The following is a 17,093-nucleotide window of genomic DNA, read 5'->3' as shown; positions in this document are numbered from 1 at the left end:
GAAGATGTCAGAACAAGACCTACCGTTGCCTATCGGCCACTTCGTCACCCTCGACAACGGCCTGCGCCTGCATTACCTCGACGAAGGGAGCGGCCCCGTCGTGGTGTGGTTGCATGGCAGTGGCCCGGGCGCCAGTGGCTACAGCAACTTCAAGGGCAACTACCCCGACTTCGTTGCGGCCGGCTTTCGTAACCTGGTGATCGACCTGCCCGGCTTCGGCCGTTCGGACAAGCCCGACAACGTCCAGTACAACCTGGATTTCTTCGTCAACGCCGTGTCCGGCTTGCTCAAGGCCCTTGAAGTGCAACGTTGTACCCTGCTCGGCAATTCCCTGGGTGGCGCCATCGCCATTGGCCTGGGGCTGGCCGAACCGCAATTGCTCGACAAGCTGATCCTGATGGCCCCGGGCGGTGTCGAAGAGCGCGAAACCTACTTCAAGAAGATCGGTATTCAGCGCATGGTCGAGCTGTTCAATGCCGGCCCGCTCGACATCGACAAAATGCGCCAGATCATGAGCCTGCAGCTGTTCGATGCCTCGCAACTGCCCGACAGCCTGCTGGCCGAACGCGTTGCCGTGGCCAAATACCAGCCGCACTGCCTGTTCTCGACCATGATGGTGCCGAACATGACCGAGCGCCTCGAGGAGCTGCGGGTACCGATTCTGGGGTTCTGGGGCACCAACGACAACTTCAACCCGGTCGGTGGCGCGATGAAAGTGCTCGACAACGCCCCTGACGCCCGCTTTATTCTGCTCAATCGCTGTGGACATTGGGTTCAGGTGGAGCACCGTGAGTTGTTCAACCGTTCCTGCCTCGAGTTCCTGCGCCAAGCCTAGTCGTCGTACGCAACGTACCTTGCGACAGCAGCAACCTGGCCGCTGTCGTATCGACTGGCTTCTACCAAGGGCTGACATAACAATGACAAAACTCTCCCACTTGCTTGCGCCTGGCCGCATCGGCCCCCTTCAACTGCGTAATCGCATCATCATGGCGCCCATGGGCTCCAACTTCGCCGAATCCGACGGGCACTGTGGCGAACGTATCCAGGCCTACTACGAAGCACGTGCCGAAGGCGGTGCCGGGCTATTGATCATGGGGGTGTGCGCCGTCGCCTTCCCGGCCGGTACCGCCGAGCCGTACCAGGTCGGTGTCTCTTCTGATGAATTCATCCCGGGCCTTGCCCAACTGGCTGAACGCGTGCACAGGCACGGTACAAAGATCGCCATGCAGCTGCAGCACGCCGGCAAGAACGCCATACGGGACATGGCTGCGGGCCGGCCACTGTGGGTGCCGTCGTTGCCCCCGGCCAGTACCTCCGACATGATGCAGGTCTTGACCCCGGAAGAACTCGCCTCCTTTGTCAGCGCCGTACGCGGTCGCAAAGGCAGGATCGAGATGCGGGTGATGGACCAGGACGACATCGCACAGATGGTCGAATGGTTCGCAGCCGCTGCCGAGCGTGCACATCGCGCCGGGTTCGACGGTGTGGAAATCCATGCCGCGCACAACTACATCATCGCCGGCTTTTTATCGCCGTATTACAACCGCCGTGAAGACGCATACGGTGGCACAGTGGAAAACCGTGCGCGCTTGCTGCTTGAGGTCCTGGCCGCCATACGCACGCGGGTTGGCACCGGCTTTGGCGTCTGGCTGCGGCTGGATGCCGAAGAACTGCTGACCCCCGGTGGCATCACCCTCGACGATGCCAAGGCGGTTGCTCGCCTGGCTGAGGGCGCCGGCGCCGATGCAGTCAGTGTCTCGGCCTACGCCATGACCAGTAGCGGCGTGGCCTTTACCGAAGCGCCGCTGGTGCAAAAGCCCGGGGCTTTTCTCCAATGGACAGCGGCCATCAAGCAATGCGTAAGCATTCCGGTGATTGCCGTCGGGCGTATCGAACCAGAAACCGGCGACGCCGCGATTGCCGCCGGCCAGTGTGATTTCATCGCCATGGGCCGCAAGTTGCTGGCCGACCCACAATTGCCCAACAAACTGCAGGCCGGTGAGCTGCAGGCCATTCGACCGTGCATTTACTGCTACGTGTGTGTCAGCCAGATCTTTATCAACGAGCGGGTCAAATGCGCGGTCAACCCGCAAACCGGGCATGAAAGCGAGCGCGTCATCACTCCGGTTGCAGCCCCGCAACATGTGGCGGTGATCGGCGGTGGCCCGGCGGGCCTGGAAGCCGCGCGCGTGGCGGCCTTGCGCGGCCATCGCGTGACGCTGCTCGAGCGCAGTGACCGCCTGGGCGGCACCCTGTTCTTTGCTGCCCTCGCCTACCCCGAAAACGGACGCCTGCTCGACAACCTGCTGTACCAGGTGCGGCAACTGCCCATCGATGTACGCATGGGCAGTACGGTGGATGCAGCCTTGCTGCGCGACCTGGGCGTCGATCAAGTGATTGTGGCCACCGGCGCACAGCGCGCCGCACCGGGCATCCCAGGCGCCGAGCAGGATCATGTCTGGAGTGGTGATGAACTGCGCCGGCTGATGACCGGCGACCGTGCCGAAGAGATCGCCCGGCGCAAGCTGTCGCTGACGCAACGCACCCTGATGAAGGCCGGCAACCTGATCGGCGTCACCGACAGCACCGACGCCATGCAAAAGCTGTCACGCGTGTGGATGCCCCTGGGCAAACGCGTGATCATTGTCGGCGGTGGGCTGGTGGGGCTGGAACTGGCGGAGTTCCTGATTGCACGTGGGCGTCAGGTGTGTGTGCTGGAAAACAGCGGCCACCTGGGCCGGGAACTGGCGATTGTGCGGCGTTGGCGGGTGCTGCATGGCATCCGTGTGCACGGTGGGCAGCTGCTGACCGGGGTGAGCGTTACCGCCATCGACGGTAACCGCGTGCGCTATCAGACAGCCGAAGGTGAAGCTGCCGAGGTGCGCGGTGATTCGATGGTGCTGGCCAGTGGTGCGACGCCTGATACCCGCCTGAGCGATGCACTGAGCAGTGCCGGGTTGAAGGTCGTCAGCATTGGTGACTGTCAGAGCCTGGGTTACATCGAAGGCGCCATCGCCGCCGGCAATCGCGCTGGGCGAGAAGCCTGAAGCCAAAAAAACCCCAGGTTCTACCTGGGGTTTTTTTGGCTTTGTCGTTACCGCCCCATCGCCCTCGCCGCATCGGCGGTGTACATGTCCGGGGTGAATTTGGCTTCGTTGAGAATCGGTCCTTTCTTCGATTCGTTGGTCATGGCGTAGCCGGTGTACTGGCCCGAGTTCAGGTCCATGAAGAACTGCGAACCGGCCTGCCAGGCGCTCATGTCCGGGTGGTAGTAGTAGTTGATCATCGCGTGCTTCCACAACGCACCACGGCTGTCATAGTTGTCCGAAACCACCGCGTTCCAGGTGTCTTCGTCAATAAACAGCACACGCTTGCCGTATACATGGCGGTAGCCTTCTTTCAGCTTGGCCTCAAGCACCCACACACGGCGCAGCTCGTAGCGCATGTAGTCGGGGTTGGGGTGGTTGGGGGTAAGCATGTCGGCGTACTTGATGTCACCGGTATTGGGTTTGAAGGCGTTGGCCGGCACGTAGACTTCGCGCTTGCCGATCAGCGTCCAGTTGAAGCGCTCGGGCGAACCGTTGTAAAGACGGTCTTCGTCAACCGTCATGGTCCCGTTGGTGCCGATCATCGGCTGATCGTACCCGTAGCCAGGCAGTTGCCGCACACGCCGGGTAGACGGGCTGTAGCTCCAGGCCTGGCGAGGGTTGGCGAGGAAGTTATAGGGCTCTTGCGAAATACTCACCACACCGTTGTCGCGCACCGGCTTCAAGGTGGTGTTCCAGCTCATGGCTTGTATCTGGCCTTCGGTTTTTGGCTCGACGGTCGGTGAGTTGGCTTGCGAGAGGTTGCGCGCATAGGCGCGGCCCCAGCCGATGCTGCCGTTTGGCAACACCGAAGCCAGGTCGCTGACCTTTTCTTCGGTGTAGGCCCGTGCCGGCAACTGGTGATTCCACAGCAGTTCCATGCCGTTTTTCGGAATCGGGAACGGGACTTGGCCAATCCCCTCGATGCCCATGCCGTCGTCGACCAGCTTGGCGCTCAAGGCGTTCTTCATCGCCCGCTCGCAGACGTAGTCCGGGTAACGAAAGTCCCGATGGCCCGGGTAGATGTTCATTTTGTAGCTGGTGGGATAGCGCTTGAGCAGGGCCTTCTGGCCTTCGGTCAAATGGCTCTCGTACTGGCCCATGTTCTGCGCGGTGATCACCAGGATGGGCTTTTCGTTGGCGTAAGGGTCGACCGGTTGATCGCCAGAGAACTTCACATGGTTCCAGCCCGGCACTTCGCCAAGGTACTTGCCGGTGTAGGGCGGAATGGTACCCTCGGCATTACCGGCTTTCTCGGCACCGACACAGGTCAGTTCCTTGCCGAGTTTGGCAGCCTCTTCAGGCGACACTTGCGCAAGTGCGTTGCCTTGCAGGCCGACATTGGCGGCCACTGCAGCTACGAACATCACGCCTTTTGTTGTTATTTTCATCGGTTGGCTCCTTCGCAGACCAGGACTACTGGGGTACCTCCATTGTTCCTGATCTGCGGGGGAGTACATCGTCCGGAAAGACTAATCAGTCAGGCGCCGACCAATGATTCCTTCAGTTGCGCCTTGATCACCTTGCCCGACGCATTACGCGGCAGCGGATCGCGGCGCAGGTGTACCTCGGCTGGCACCTTGTAGGCCGCCAGGCGCTGGCCGATAAAGGCGCACACTTGCTCCGGGGTAGGCGCTGGCTGCAGTTCGCTGCGCAATACCAGGGCCAGGCGCTCGCCCAGTTCCTCATCGTCCAGGGCAAAGGCGGCCGCCTCGGTCACGCCAGGCATTTCGCAGATACACGACTCCACTTCACTGGCGGATATCTTCTCGCCCGCCCGGTTGATCAGGTCCTTGGCACGGTCGGTGATGTACAGAAAGCCCTCGTCGTCCAGATGGCCAATATCACCGGTGTCGAGCCAACCGTCGCGCAAGGTCTCGGCACTGGCTTCGGGCAACAGCCAGTAGGCGCTCATCAGGGTCGGCGAACGTAGCCAGATCAAACCGCTGCGCCCCGCGGGTAGCGGTGAGTACGGGTCCGGGCCGATGCATACATCTACGATCGGCAGCGGCCAGCCCACCGAGTCGGGCTTGTAGACGAACTGATCGCCGCCCACCGCGGCACCGATGCCGTTGCTTTCGGTCAAGCCATAGCCACTGCCGCCAATCGCATGGGGCTTGCGCTTGCTGATGTGCGCCAGCAGCCGGCTGGAAGCCACCGCCCCGCCCAGGCCGAGGCCGTACAGGCTGTCGCTGTCGGTGCTGGCAAACCGCGGCGAGCCAAGCAATTGCTGCATCATTACCGGTGCGCCGTTGAACTGGGTGCAGCGCTCGTCGCGAATCAGGTCGAAGGCTTTGTCCACGTCCCATTTGTACATCAGCAACAAGCGCCGGCCGCTGCGCAGCCCCAGCAAAAACTGGGCGTGCAGGCCACTGACATGGAACAGCGGCACCGCCATCAGGTTGGTCGGCGCCAAGCCGCTGGCGATTACCGCCTGGATACGCTCGGGCGAACTCACGGCGCAGAACGCCGACTGGAACTCCAGCGCGGCCAGTGCCTGGCAAATGGCCCGATGGCTGGACAGCACGCCCTTGGCCCGGCTGGTGGTGCCAGAGGTATAGAGGATAAGCGCCGGGTCAGCCGGATTGATCTCGATGGCCGGCAGCGCCAGCAGCGGCCCCTGGATCAGATCTTCGAAACGCTGGCAGTTGGCCGATAATGCTTGCCCCGCCGGCATGCCAACCACAATGCTGACCAGTCGCTGTGCGAGCAGATCGCTGGTCAGCAATTGCAGGCGTTGTTCGTCACAGACCAGCACCTGCGCACCGCTGTCTTGCAGGCCATGGAACAATTCGTCACGCAGGCCCCAGCTGTTCAACGGCACGCACACCGCGCCACAACGCTGCACCGCGACAAAGGCCACCAGCCAGGCAGGCTGATTGCGCATGGCAATGGCCACTGGATCACCCTGCTTTACCCCGAAGCGCTGCGCCAGTTGCGCAGCCAGGCGGTCGACCTGATCGAAAAAGCCGGCGAACGTCAGCCGTTGCTGCTCCCACACCAGAAACTCACGGTCACCGTGCGCACGGCCCGCATCGATGGCTTCGAGCAAGTTCGCAGGTGCATGGCGAAAATACCGCAGGCCGTCGTTGGGCGAAGACACCACCTCGAACGGCGAACCAGGGCCAATCAATTGCTGCCAGGCGTTGCGCCACTGTTCCAGCTTCATGTTCTTAGCTCTCCAAAGACGCGAAAGCGGCGTAGCGCGCGCACTGGAAGTCACTGTCACCCAGGCACGCCTGGGCCACGCGAATCCGCTTGAGGTAAAGGCCGACGTCCAGCTCATCGGTGACACCGATGCCACCGTGCATCTGTACCGCCTCATTGCTGACCTGGGCGGCCACCTCGCCGGCCTTCCATTTGCCCAGGCTCACCAGCCGCCCGCGCTCGGCCGCGCTCAACGCGTTGTCATCGAGTGCGGCCAACGCCGCCATCACCGCGCTGCGGGCCAGCTGCAACTCCACATGCAAGCGCGCGGCCCGATGTTGCAGGGCCTGGAACGAACCGATGGGGACATCGAACTGCACGCGGGTCTTGAGGTATTCCAGGGTCATGGCAAACAGTTGCTCGGCAGCGCCGAGCAACTCGGCGGCCAGGCAAGCACGTCCCCGGTCCAGCGCCTCGTCCAGCACCGACCAAGCCCCACCGAGCGTACCGAGCAAAGCTTCGCTGCCCACTTGCACGGCACTCAGACGCAGCCGCGCGCAATTGCGCGAGTCGATCAGCGTCAATGCGCTGACCTGCAAGCCCGGGGTGTTCGCCGGGATCAGGAATGCACTGATGCCCTGCTTCTCACCCGCGCGGCCACTGGTGCGCGCCGCTACCAGGTAGGCATCGGCGCCCAGGCCATCGATGACGAAGAATTTCTCGCCATCCAGACGATAACCACCAGCCTCGGCCGTCGCCGTCAGTGCCGTGTGCTCAGGGGCATGGCGCGGTTTTTCATCCAGTGCCAGGGCCAGGCGCCGCTCGCCACTGATCACCGCCGTCAGCCACTGGTCGTGTTGCGCCGCGCCGCCAGCCAGATGGATCAGCGAGCCACCGAGTACCACACTGGACAACAAGGGTGAAGCCGAGAGGTTTCTGCCCATGGCCTCGAAAATCGGCCCCAGGCCCATGCAGCCGAATTCAAGCCCGCCCAACGCCTCGGGAAATGGAATGCCACTCCAGCCCAGACCCACGGCTTCTTGCCACAGCTGCGGGTCATACCCTGGCACGCTTGCCTCGTCGCGCAGGCGCCGCTGCGCCGCCACCGGGCTGCGCGCCGCGAGAAATTCGCGGGCGCTGTCGGCCAACAGGCGTTGCTCTTCGCTATACACCAGACTCATGTTCACACTCCCCTCAAGCACTGGGCAGGTTCAAGACCCGCTTTGCGATGACATTCAACTGCACCTCCGACGAACCGCCGGAAATGGTCAGGGCATAGCTGTTGAGCCAGCCTCGGGTAATCGCCAGTTCCTGGCCGCTGAACGGCTCGCCTTCAACGCCCAGCGCGCGGTAGCCAAGGGCATCGAGGAGAATCTCGAACTTGTCGCGTTCCTGCTCGGTATGCACCAGTTTCATGATGGCCATGATCGCGCTGATATCCAGGCCAGCCCGGGCCTCCTCGCCCATGCGCTGCACGGTGAGGTTGTAGGCCTGTTCATTCATCGCGCAGGCCTGGGCCCGAGCACGCAGGGCCTGGTCGTCAGGCGCCTGGCTGTCGGGCAGGTAGCGTTCGATCAACGGCAGCAGGTGAAAGTGCGTGGGCAGGCTGAACTCGCCGAACTTGGACATGGCCTTGCGCTCGTGCTGCAGCAGGCTCTTGCCCAGGTTCCAGCCACCGTTGAGCGGCCCGATCAACTGGCTTTGCGGAACGCGCACGTTATCGAAGAATACCTGGCAGAAAGCCGATTTGCCGCTGATCAGGTCAATCGGTGAAACACTCACCCCAGGGCTTTTCATGTCCAGCACGATCAGGCTGATCCCCTGGTGCTTGGGCGCTTTCGGATCAGTGCGCACTAAGGCGTACATCCAGTCGGACTTGTCGCCATAGGAAGTCCAGATCTTGGTGTCGTTGATCACGAAGTCATCGCCATCGGCCACCGCCGAGGTTTTCAGGCTGGCGAGGTCGGAACCAGCATTGGGTTCGGAGAAGCCTTGGCACCAGCGCACCTCACCACGACACATCGGTGGCAGCAGCGCCTGTTTCTGCGCTTCGCTACCGAACTCCAACAGCACCGGGCCAAGCATCCAGATACCCAGGTTGATCTGCGCGGGCCGACACTTTAGCCGGCGCAGCTCGCTTTCCAGCACCGCGTTGTACTCGGCGCTCAACCCGCCCCCGCCGTATTCGCTGGGCCATTGCGGGCAGAACCAGCCTTTGTCACGCATACGCTCGAACCAGAGCCGGGCGTCTTCGCTGGGAAAGTCTACTTGACGGCCACCCCAGACGATTTCGCCGTCGGGGGTGGGCGTGCGCAGCGATGGCGGGCAATTGGCCTCCAGCCATTGGCGCGTCGCTTGCCTGAACTGCTCGATTGCGCTCATTCGTTCACCTGAAAGGGACGTTATTGTTATTCGCTTCAAGGGTACAACGGTGACTCAGCGTTGCGTGCGCGGCATGCCCAGGCCGAACTGGGCAATCAACTCGCGCTGGATTTCATTGGTACCACCGCCGAAGGTCAGGTTCACCGAGGCGCGCACTTCATACTCCAGCTCGCCGAGCAGATAAGCCGCCGCAGAGCCCGCCCGCGTCAAGCCGCTGGCACCGACGATGGCCGACAGCTTGCGCAGGATCTCGATCGCCGATTCCGAGCCGTAGACCTTGGTGGTCGAGGCCAGCGCGACATCGACGCGGTCCCGCTCAAGGTCGGCGGCAATACGGAAGTTGATCAGGCGCATGGCTTCGAGCCGGGCATAACACTCGGCCAGATCGCGGCGCACCCAGGCGTGGTCGGTAGCACGCTGGCCTTGCTCATCGGCACAACGTGCCCACAGGTACACCCGGCTGAACAGGCTGACGACCTTGTCCGACCAGGCACCCAGGCCCAGGCGCTCGTGGTTGAGCTGTGCGGTGATGAGTTTCCAGCCACCGTGCAGTTCGCCCACCAGCATATCCCTCGGCACCCGCACGTTATCGTAATACGTGGCGGCCGTGGGGTTGCCGGAGGTTGGAATCAGCGTACTGGAGAAGCCTTCGGCCTGGGTATCGAGAATCAGGATCGAGATGCCCTTGTGCCGCGCCTGCTCCGGGTCGGTACGTGCCGCCAACCAGATGTAGTCGGCCGAGTCGGCGCCCGAGGTCCACAGTTTGCTGCCGTTGACCAAAAAGCCGTCGGCGTCTTCGCGCGCGGTGGTTTTCAGCACGGCCAGGTCGCTGCCGGCACTGGCTTCGGAGTAGCCGATGGCAAAGTTGATCTCGCCGGCGGCGATACCGGGCAGGAATTTTTCTTTTTGCAGCGCCGAGCCGTGGGCCATGAGGGCCGGGCCAACGGTGCTGATGGTCACGAACGGCAGCGGTGCGCCAGCGATGTTGGCTTCTTCGAAGAAGATCAATTGCTCGGTGGCCGCGTAACCCTGGCCGCCATAGGCCTTCGGCCAGCCAACCGCCAGCCAGCCGTCACGGCCAATCTGGGCGATGGTGCGGCGAAACAGCTCGCCGCCTTCGGTGCCGCGCATCTGCTGGCGAAGCTCGGGGGTCATCAGGTTCTGGAAATAGTCCCGGACCTTTAGCCTCAGGGCATGCTGTTCGGGGGTGAGATCGACGAACATGGGACGCTCCTTATACCGCGCCGAGAATCAGGCCGCTGGTAGGCACGCCGGTTCCGGCGGTCACCAACACGTTTTCGACACTGTCCACCTGGTTGGCCGCCGTACCCCGAACCTGGCGCACGGCTTCGGCGATGCCATTCATGCCGTGGATGTAGGCTTCGCCCAACTGCCCGCCGTGGGTGTTGATTGGCAGTTTGCCGCCACGGGCGTGGTGCCCGGCACGGATGAATTCCTTGGCTTCACCGCGCCTTGCAAAGCCGAATTCTTCCAGTTGCGGCAGTACGAATGGCGTGAAGTGGTCGTAGATCACGGCAGTCTGCAACGCCTCCGGGCCCAGGCCCGACTGGCTGTAGAGCTCTTTGGCGACCACACCCATTTCCGGCAGCCCGGTGATGTTGTCGCGGTAGTAGGAGGTCATCACTTGTTGCCCCGCGCTGATGCCCTGGGAGCCGGCCTTGATGATCACGGGCTTTTGCTTGAGGTCTCTGGCCCGCTCGGCCGAGGTGATTACCATGGCCACCGCGCCATCGGACTCCTGGCAACAGTCCAGCAGGTGCAACGGCTCGCAGATCCAGCGCGAGGCCTGGTGTTCTTCAAGGGTGATGGGCTTGCCGTAGAAAAATGCCTGGGGGTTGGTGGCGGCAAAATCGCGCACTGCCACCGCCACCCGGCCAAAGTCCTCGGAGGTAGCACCGTAGGTGTGCATGTAGCGCTGGGCAAACATGCCGACCCAGGCCGCCGGGGTGTGAAAGCCGTGCGGCATGTACCAGCCGTAGTTCACGTTCTCGAAGGTCGGCGTCGAGGCAAAGCCATAGCTGCCGGTACCGAAGCGGTACCAGGAGCGTTCGTTCATCGCCCGATAGACCACCACCACCTTGGCCACCCCGGTGGCCACCGCCATCGCCGCATGCATCACCGGCCCGCAGGCGGCGCCGCCACCGTGGGGCACCTGGGAGAAGAACTTGACGTCTTTGCAGCCCAGCAGGCGGGCAATTTCGTACTCCGGTACCTTATCGACCGAATAGGAACTGAAACCCTCCACTTCGCCAGGGTCAATTCCGGCGTCCTCGAGCGCTGCCAGGGTCGCTTCCATGGCCAGGCGCAGTTCGGTGCGCCCGGAATTCTTGGAAAACTCGGTCGCGCCCAGCCCTGCAATGGCAGCGCGCCCGGAAATCGACGAATTCGTCATCTGTGTTGTCTCCCGCGGATCAAGGCAGAACCAGCGCGACCGTGCCGGTCACGTGATTGCCCATGGAGTTTTTGCCCTTGAGGGTCACTTCCAGGCTGCGCGTAGCCGCATCCTGATGGGTCACTTCGCCGCTGAGGGTCATGCTGTCGCCGGGGTAGTTTGGCGCGCCCAGTTTTATTTTCAGCGTACGGAACTGAACCTGCGGGCCGCTCCACTGCTCGATGAAGCGTTGCACCAGGCCGTTGGTGGTCAGGATGTTCATGAAGATATGGGGCGAACCCAGCTCGCGCGCCGCGTCCAGGTCATGGTGACCGGGAAAGTAGTCGCGTGTGGCTATCGCCCCACCGGCAATCAGGCCAACCGTGATCGGGATCGTCAGCTCGGGCAGTTGCTCGCCAGGGCGCACGTCTTCAAAGCGCTTGGTGTTCATCGAGGTCATATTTCCATCCCAAGGTAGTGTTATCGCTCAACCAGTCGCCCAGACGCTCCAGGATCATCGACGACCCTCCCAATGCGCTGCTCAGGGCGCGGCTCCAGTAGAGAAAGCGATGGATCGGGTACGTCAGGTCGACGCCGATGCCGCCATGCACATGCTGTGCGGTGTGGCCGATGCGGTGCCCGGCTTCGCACGCCAGGTACGCGGTGGCCAAGGCCTGCGAAGGGGCCGGCAGACCGGCGTCGAGGCGGTAGCACAATTGCCACAGGGCACTGCGCAACACCTCCAGGTGCACATGGGTGTCGGCCATGCTCATTTGCACGGCCTGGAAGCTCCCGATACAGCGGCCGAATTGCTGACGCTCGCTGACATAGGCGACGGTGCGGTGCACCTGCTCGGCGCTGACGCCCAACTGCAAGGCCGCCAGGGAGGCAATTGCACGCGGTGCCAGCCAATCCAGGGCCGCGGCGGGCAGCACCTGCAGATTGTTCAGGGTGACGCCGCTGAAGCTGAGGTCAGCAATGGCTTCGCCGTGGGTCATGACCCCCGCTACCCGGCTGATGCCCGACTGTCCAAGGTCTACCAGAACCAGCCGTGGCTGCCCCATCACCCGGGCCAGTACCAGCGCTGCCACCGACTGCTCGGCCAACGCGAGTGCCGCAACCCGGCCATCGAGGCGCCACCCGCCCTCTTCGGCGCTGGCCTCGAGCTCGATGCCGCGCACCGTGTTCAGGCCATCGAGGCTCAGGGTCAGCAAGCCTGAGCCCGCCACAGCCTGTTCCACCCATGGTGCCAGGGCCTTGTCGCCGAACTCGGCGAGGGTGGTCGCGGCCAATTGGTGACGCCACAACGGCACTTGCGCCAGGGCACCGCCCTGGGCATCGAGGATCTGCACCAGCTCGGTCATGCCCAGCCCGCTGCCACCAGCAGCTTCGGGGATAGCCAGGGCATGCAGGCCGGTTTGTACGCAGCTGTGCCACAGGTCTTGCATATAGGCTTGCCCGCAGAGGTCCCAGTCACGCAGGCGCTCGTCGGTGCAGTAGTCGCTCATCAGGCTGCCCGCCATTTCGGCGATGGCACGCTGCTCTTCGCTGAGTTCAAAATCCATGGTGCCCCCTACTGTGCCGATGGACGGAACATCGGCAGCGCCAGGTCGTCGTCGAAGGTCTGAAACTCGACCTCCACACGCTGGTCAATGCTGATGTCTTCACGTTTGACGCCAACCAGGCCGGCGATCAGGCGTACGCCCTCGTCCAGTTCGATCAGACCGATCGGGTTGGGATGATCGAACGGTGCCACCTGCGGGTAGTGCATCACTACGAAGGAGTACAACCGGCCCTTGCCGCTGGCCTGCTGGGTATCCCAGTCGAAGCCATGGCACTCGATGCACACCGGTGCCGGCGGATGGCGCAAGGTGCGGCACTGCGTACAGCGCTGGATCAACAGCTTGCCTTCCTTGCAGCCGTCCCAGAAAAACCGCGTGTCGTCGCTGACGCCGGGCGCCGGACGCTTCGCCTGCGCCGGCTCGGCCACGGCCTGGGGCTGCCCCTGGACCTTGTGCGCGTTGGCCGGGCGGAACTTGAACACCCGGAACAACAGCTCGCCGACTTTTTCGTCGCCCGTGGCCTGCTGCGAGAAGTAGCTCATGACCAGGGTGACAAAAAAGCCAGTGCCAAGGCCGGTGGTCTTTTCCTCGCCGACCGAGTCCAGGCGGGTGGTGTAGTAGAGCTTTTCGCCCAGGCGCAGGTTGCGCTCGAAGGTCAGCTCAGAGTTCACCGCCACCACCGACGGGTAGCCATAGCTTTCAATCACACCGAGCACTTCATAGGGGTTTTCGGTGGTCGAGCCTGGTGCGTAGTTATTGATGTGAAAGCCTTCCATGCACCAGATCTGCAGCATGGGTGGCGGCGCGATGATGCCGTCATTGCTGCTGTTGGCAGCTGCTACAGGGTCGGTGTAGAGCGGGTTTTCAAGGCCGATGACTTCGCACCACTGGCGAATCATTGGCGCGTTGACCTCGTCCCAGGCGTTTACACGGCCGTATTGGCGCCCAACCAGGGCGCGCACTTTGGATAGCAATTCTGGATCAGCCAAGTTCGTCTCCTGCGTGTTCAAAGCGGCGCCCGCAACGCAACGCCGACGTGGGTCGATCAGTGCGGGGTAGCCTGCGCCGCACCGAGATAAGCCGGGCGTTCACCACCGCCATGCAGCAACAGGTTGCAACCGCTGGCGTAAGTGGCCAGCGGTGAAGCGATATAGAGGCAGGCGTTGCCGATGTCCTCGGGCACCGCCATGCGCCCGGCCGGGATACCGGCGCTGACCGCAGCGATGCCTTGCGCGTCGCCATAGTGCAGATGGGCAAGCTCGGTGCGCACCAGGCCTGGGCTTACCGCCACCACCCGCACCTTTGGCGCCCACTCCGCCGCCAGCGACTGCACCAGGGCCAGCACGCCGGCCTTGGCCGCGCCGTACGCCGCTGTGCCGGGCGAGGCACGCAGGCCGCTGATGCTGCCAATAAACACGATGCAACCGCCGTCGGCCTGGGCCTGCATCAGCAGGTTGGCTTGCTGGGCGACATTGAGCGGTGCAATCAGGTTGAGGCGGATAATCCCCTCATGAAAACGCGGCGAGGCGCTAGCGGCGTCGGCCGAGGGGCTGCCGCCCGCGTTGTTGACCAGCACATCGAGGCGGCCGTATTTGCTGCGGATGCTCTCAAACAGGCCTTGCAAGGAGGCCTGGTCGCGCACGTCGGCGGCGATGAAGTCCGCCTGGCCCTGAGCCACGCTCGGCAATTGCTCAGGCAGGTTGCGCCCACACACGATCACCTTGGCCCCGGCGGCCAGATAGCTGCGGGCAATGCCAGCGCCAATGCCTTTGGTACCGCCGGTGACCAGTACCACCTTGCCGTTGTAATCCAGTCCCGAGTGACCACTCATGGCACGCTCCTCATGCTTGTGTTGAGGGCCACTCTAGGGACAAAACTGCTCGACCACGTCGTCTGAACGGACGATGAAGCGTGGCGCCGCGCTGGCAACAATCCGCGCAATGGCGCCCGCTCTGCGGTGCCTACTGCCAGAGGTTGATCATGTCCGATTCAGTTACCGCGTCGGTGCTGCTGGAGTACCCGGCCCCAGGTGTCGCCCTGGTGCGGCTCAACCGCCCGCACGCCACCAATGCCCTGAGCCTGGAGCTACAGGCGCTGCTGTCGCACTACTTCATTGAGCTGGGGAGCAATGCTGATGTGCGCTGCATTCTGCTGACCGGCGGCGACAAGGTGTTCGCCGCCGGGGGCGATATCAACAGCCTGGCCGGGGTGGGTCCCATTGATATCTATCAGCGCCACACCGAGCGGGTCTGGGCGCCGATCCAGCACTGCCCCAAACCTGTGATCGCGGCGGTATGCGGTTACGCCTATGGCGGTGGCTGCGAGCTGGCGATGCTCGCCGATATCATTGTTGCCGGGCAGAGTGCACGCTTCTGCCAGCCGGAAATCAAGATCGGGATCATGCCCGGGATTGGCGGCACCCAGCGGTTGGTGCGGGCGGTCGGCAAGGCCAAGGCAATGCGGATGGCGCTGACCGGCCAGCCGATCACGGCTGAAGAGGCCTGGATTGCGGGGCTGGTCAGTGAGGTGGTGGCCGATGATCAGGTGCTCGCCCACGGCTTGAAATTGGCGCAGATGGTTGCGGCAATGCCGCCGTTGGCTGCCGAGCAGATCAAAGAGGTGATTCTTGCGGGGATGGATGCACCGCTGGAAGCGGGTTTGGCGCTGGAGCGCAAGGCCAATGCGTTGTTGTTTGCCTCACGTGACCAGAAGGAAGGCATGCAGGCATTCATTGATAAGCGGCCTGCCCGGTTTGAAGGGCACTGATGGGGCCGGCCCAGCACCACGGAACGCTCCAGGGGCCCTACGCTGCACTCCGGGCCCCCTCTCTGCTACGTCGCTACGCGATATTCCTACGGCCTGCGGGGTTGATCAATGGGGGCCTCATCGCCAGGCCAGCCCGCCCTCGCCCTGCAGAACCGCCGCACGCAGCTCAGGTTTGACCACCTTGTTCGAGGCATTCACCGGCAACGCTTCAAAGAACCGAACCTGTCGCGGCACTTTGTAGTTGGCCATCCGCTCTCTGGCCCAGGCGATCAGAGACGGCTCATCCAGGTGCTGGCCTGCACGCAATACCACGCAGGCACACCCCACCTCCCCCATGCGCTCATCCGCAACGCCGATCACCGCCACCTGCGCGATGGCCGGATGCTCGATCAAACCCGCCTCGATCTCTGCCGGATAGCAGTTGAAGCCGCCGACAATGAACATATCCTTGAGGCGGTCGGTAATTTGCAGGTTGCCATGCACATCCAGATTGCCGATGTCGCCCGTGTGTAGCCAGCCCTCGGCATCAATGGCCTGCGCCGTCGCTTGCGGGTCATTGAAATACCCCTGCATCACATGAAAACCGCGCAGGCAGATTTCTCCTGACACGCCCGTGGCCACCGGTTGATTATCTGCCGAACGAATGCACACTTCAGTGCCATCGATGGCCCGGCCGCTGGTGCCGGCAACGATGTCGGCAGGGTCATCCGGGTTGCAGATGGTCGCCAGGCCGCCACACTCAGTCAGCCCATAGGCGGTGGTCACCACGTCGACTCCGAGCTCCCGCCGCATGCGCTCGATCAGCACCGGCGGGATCGTCGATGAACCAGTCACAGCGATGCGCAAGCTGGACAGATCAGTCTGGGCCAGGCGCGGGTGGGCCAGCATCGACAAGTACAGCGTGGGCGGCCCTGGCAGCACGCTGATGCGCTCGGCGGCAATGCGCTGGAACACCGCTTCGGCATCGAACACCGCATGCGGCAGGATAGTCGCGCCAGCCAGCATGCAGGTTAGCCAACCGGCCTTGTAGCCAAAGGCATGAAAAAACGGGTTGATGATCAGGTAACGATCACCCGGCTGCAGGCCAATGACCCGCACATATTCGTTGTATGCCCGCAGGTTCTGCCCATGGGCACTCATCACACCCTTGGGTTTGCCGGTGGTGCCGGAGGTAAACAGCAAGTCGGACAAGTCCCGCGGGCCCACCGCCACCGCACGCTGGCGGGCTTGCAGCTCACTGACAGACTCGCCCCTGGCGAGAAAACTGGCCCAATCCAGGTCGCTGGCCGCCTGAGGCGGCTGTGTACCGAACACCACCAGCTGTTCCAGGCTGGCCGGACGTAGCGGCGCCAGCATGGCCGGGTAGTCCAACCCCAGAAATACCCCTTGCGTCAACAGCACCCGCGCCTGGCTGCGCGCCAGAATATCGGCCGCCTCGGCGCCTTTCATGCGGGTATTGATCGGTACCAGCACAGCCCCCGCGCAATGCACGCCCAAGGCGGCGATCACCCAGTCGCGGCAATTGGGTGCCCAGATCGCCACGCGGTCGCCCGCCTTGATCCCCAGTGCCATCAGGCTGCGGCAGACACCCAGTGCCAACCCGGGCAAATCCCGGTAATCGGTCGCAATGCCGTCTTCCTCGATCGCTGCCCGACCGGCAAAGCGTTCAGCACTGGCGAACAACAAAGCAGGAATCGACAAAGGCAACAGGTTCCAGGCATGCACGCTGCCCGGTAATGCTGAACATGCAGTCATAGT

14 protein-coding genes are annotated in these 17,093 nt (G+C 63.1%); 3 read left to right on the top strand and 11 right to left on the bottom strand.

Annotated elements, in window-relative coordinates:
• The first annotated feature begins 4 nt into the window (after window positions 1–4).
• Both OZ911_RS14195 and OZ911_RS14190 read left to right on the top strand, forming a co-directional pair.
• Window positions 5–835, top strand: a complete 831-nt coding sequence (locus tag OZ911_RS14195) for an alpha/beta fold hydrolase (RefSeq protein WP_016486835.1) — start codon at window positions 5–7, stop codon at window positions 833–835.
• A gap of 82 nt (window positions 836–917) precedes the next feature.
• Window positions 918–3,047, top strand: a complete 2,130-nt coding sequence (locus OZ911_RS14190; protein WP_070086660.1) for an oxidoreductase — start codon at window positions 918–920, stop codon at window positions 3,045–3,047.
• Between the two features lie 47 nt (window positions 3,048–3,094).
• Here the strand turns inward: OZ911_RS14190 and OZ911_RS14185 are convergent, their stop codons facing one another.
• The 10 genes from OZ911_RS14185 to OZ911_RS14140 all read right to left on the bottom strand — a co-directional run bounded on the left by OZ911_RS14185 (window position 3,095) and on the right by OZ911_RS14140 (window position 14,400).
• Window positions 3,095–4,477, bottom strand: coding sequence for a DUF1329 domain-containing protein (locus tag OZ911_RS14185; protein ID WP_031312508.1), 1,383 nt, complete (start codon window positions 4,475–4,477; stop codon window positions 3,095–3,097).
• A gap of 89 nt (window positions 4,478–4,566) precedes the next feature.
• Entirely contained in the window at window positions 4,567–6,255 is a 1,689-nt protein-coding gene (locus OZ911_RS14180; protein ID WP_023049166.1) for a class I adenylate-forming enzyme family protein, read from the bottom strand.
• 4 nt (window positions 6,256–6,259) lie between these two features.
• Window positions 6,260–7,414: an acyl-CoA dehydrogenase family protein gene (locus OZ911_RS14175; protein ID WP_016486831.1), complete on the bottom strand. Its 1,155-nt coding sequence runs from the start codon at window positions 7,412–7,414 to the stop codon at window positions 6,260–6,262.
• 13 nt (window positions 7,415–7,427) lie between these two features.
• Window positions 7,428–8,615 carry an acyl-CoA dehydrogenase family protein gene (locus OZ911_RS14170; protein WP_070086661.1) on the bottom strand — a complete coding sequence of 396 codons (1,188 nt, stop codon included), beginning with the start codon at window positions 8,613–8,615 and terminating at the stop codon, window positions 7,428–7,430.
• A gap of 54 nt (window positions 8,616–8,669) precedes the next feature.
• Window positions 8,670–9,839, bottom strand: a complete 1,170-nt coding sequence (locus tag OZ911_RS14165; protein WP_016486829.1) for an acyl-CoA dehydrogenase family protein — start codon at window positions 9,837–9,839, stop codon at window positions 8,670–8,672.
• Window positions 9,840–9,849: 10 nt separating this feature from the next.
• Window positions 9,850–11,028 carry a lipid-transfer protein gene (locus tag OZ911_RS14160; protein WP_016486828.1) on the bottom strand — a complete coding sequence of 393 codons (1,179 nt, stop codon included), beginning with the start codon at window positions 11,026–11,028 and terminating at the stop codon, window positions 9,850–9,852.
• 19 nt (window positions 11,029–11,047) lie between these two features.
• Window positions 11,048–11,467: a MaoC family dehydratase gene (locus OZ911_RS14155; RefSeq protein ID WP_024717895.1), complete on the bottom strand. Its 420-nt coding sequence runs from the start codon at window positions 11,465–11,467 to the stop codon at window positions 11,048–11,050.
• Entirely contained in the window at window positions 11,439–12,572 is a 1,134-nt protein-coding gene (locus OZ911_RS14150) for an acyl-CoA dehydrogenase family protein (protein WP_016486826.1), read from the bottom strand. The genes OZ911_RS14155 and OZ911_RS14150 overlap by 29 nt, the downstream gene beginning before the upstream one ends.
• A gap of 8 nt (window positions 12,573–12,580) precedes the next feature.
• Complete coding sequence (locus tag OZ911_RS14145; protein WP_016486825.1) at window positions 12,581–13,558, bottom strand: bifunctional MaoC family dehydratase N-terminal/OB-fold nucleic acid binding domain-containing protein; 978 nt, start codon at window positions 13,556–13,558, stop codon at window positions 12,581–12,583.
• Window positions 13,559–13,614: 56 nt separating this feature from the next.
• The gene (locus OZ911_RS14140; RefSeq protein ID WP_016486824.1) at window positions 13,615–14,400 is read right to left on the bottom strand and encodes an SDR family oxidoreductase; all 786 of its coding nucleotides are present in this window, start codon (window positions 14,398–14,400) and stop codon (window positions 13,615–13,617) included.
• Between the two features lie 149 nt (window positions 14,401–14,549).
• Here OZ911_RS14140 and OZ911_RS14135 point away from each other — a divergent pair, with 149 nt between their 5' ends.
• Window positions 14,550–15,335, top strand: coding sequence for an enoyl-CoA hydratase (locus tag OZ911_RS14135; protein ID WP_016486823.1), 786 nt, complete (start codon window positions 14,550–14,552; stop codon window positions 15,333–15,335).
• Window positions 15,336–15,452: 117 nt separating this feature from the next.
• On the opposite strand, the gene OZ911_RS14130 is transcribed toward OZ911_RS14135, so the two are convergent.
• Entirely contained in the window at window positions 15,453–17,090 is a 1,638-nt protein-coding gene (locus tag OZ911_RS14130; protein ID WP_031312600.1) for a FadD3 family acyl-CoA ligase, read from the bottom strand.
• Window positions 17,091–17,093: the final 3 nt, after the last annotated feature.

Source organism: Pseudomonas fortuita (genome assembly GCF_026898135.2).
In the GTDB taxonomy this organism is placed as follows: Bacteria; Pseudomonadota; Gammaproteobacteria; order Pseudomonadales; family Pseudomonadaceae; genus Aquipseudomonas; species Aquipseudomonas fortuita.
This window is presented reverse-complemented; position numbering and strand designations above follow the sequence as displayed.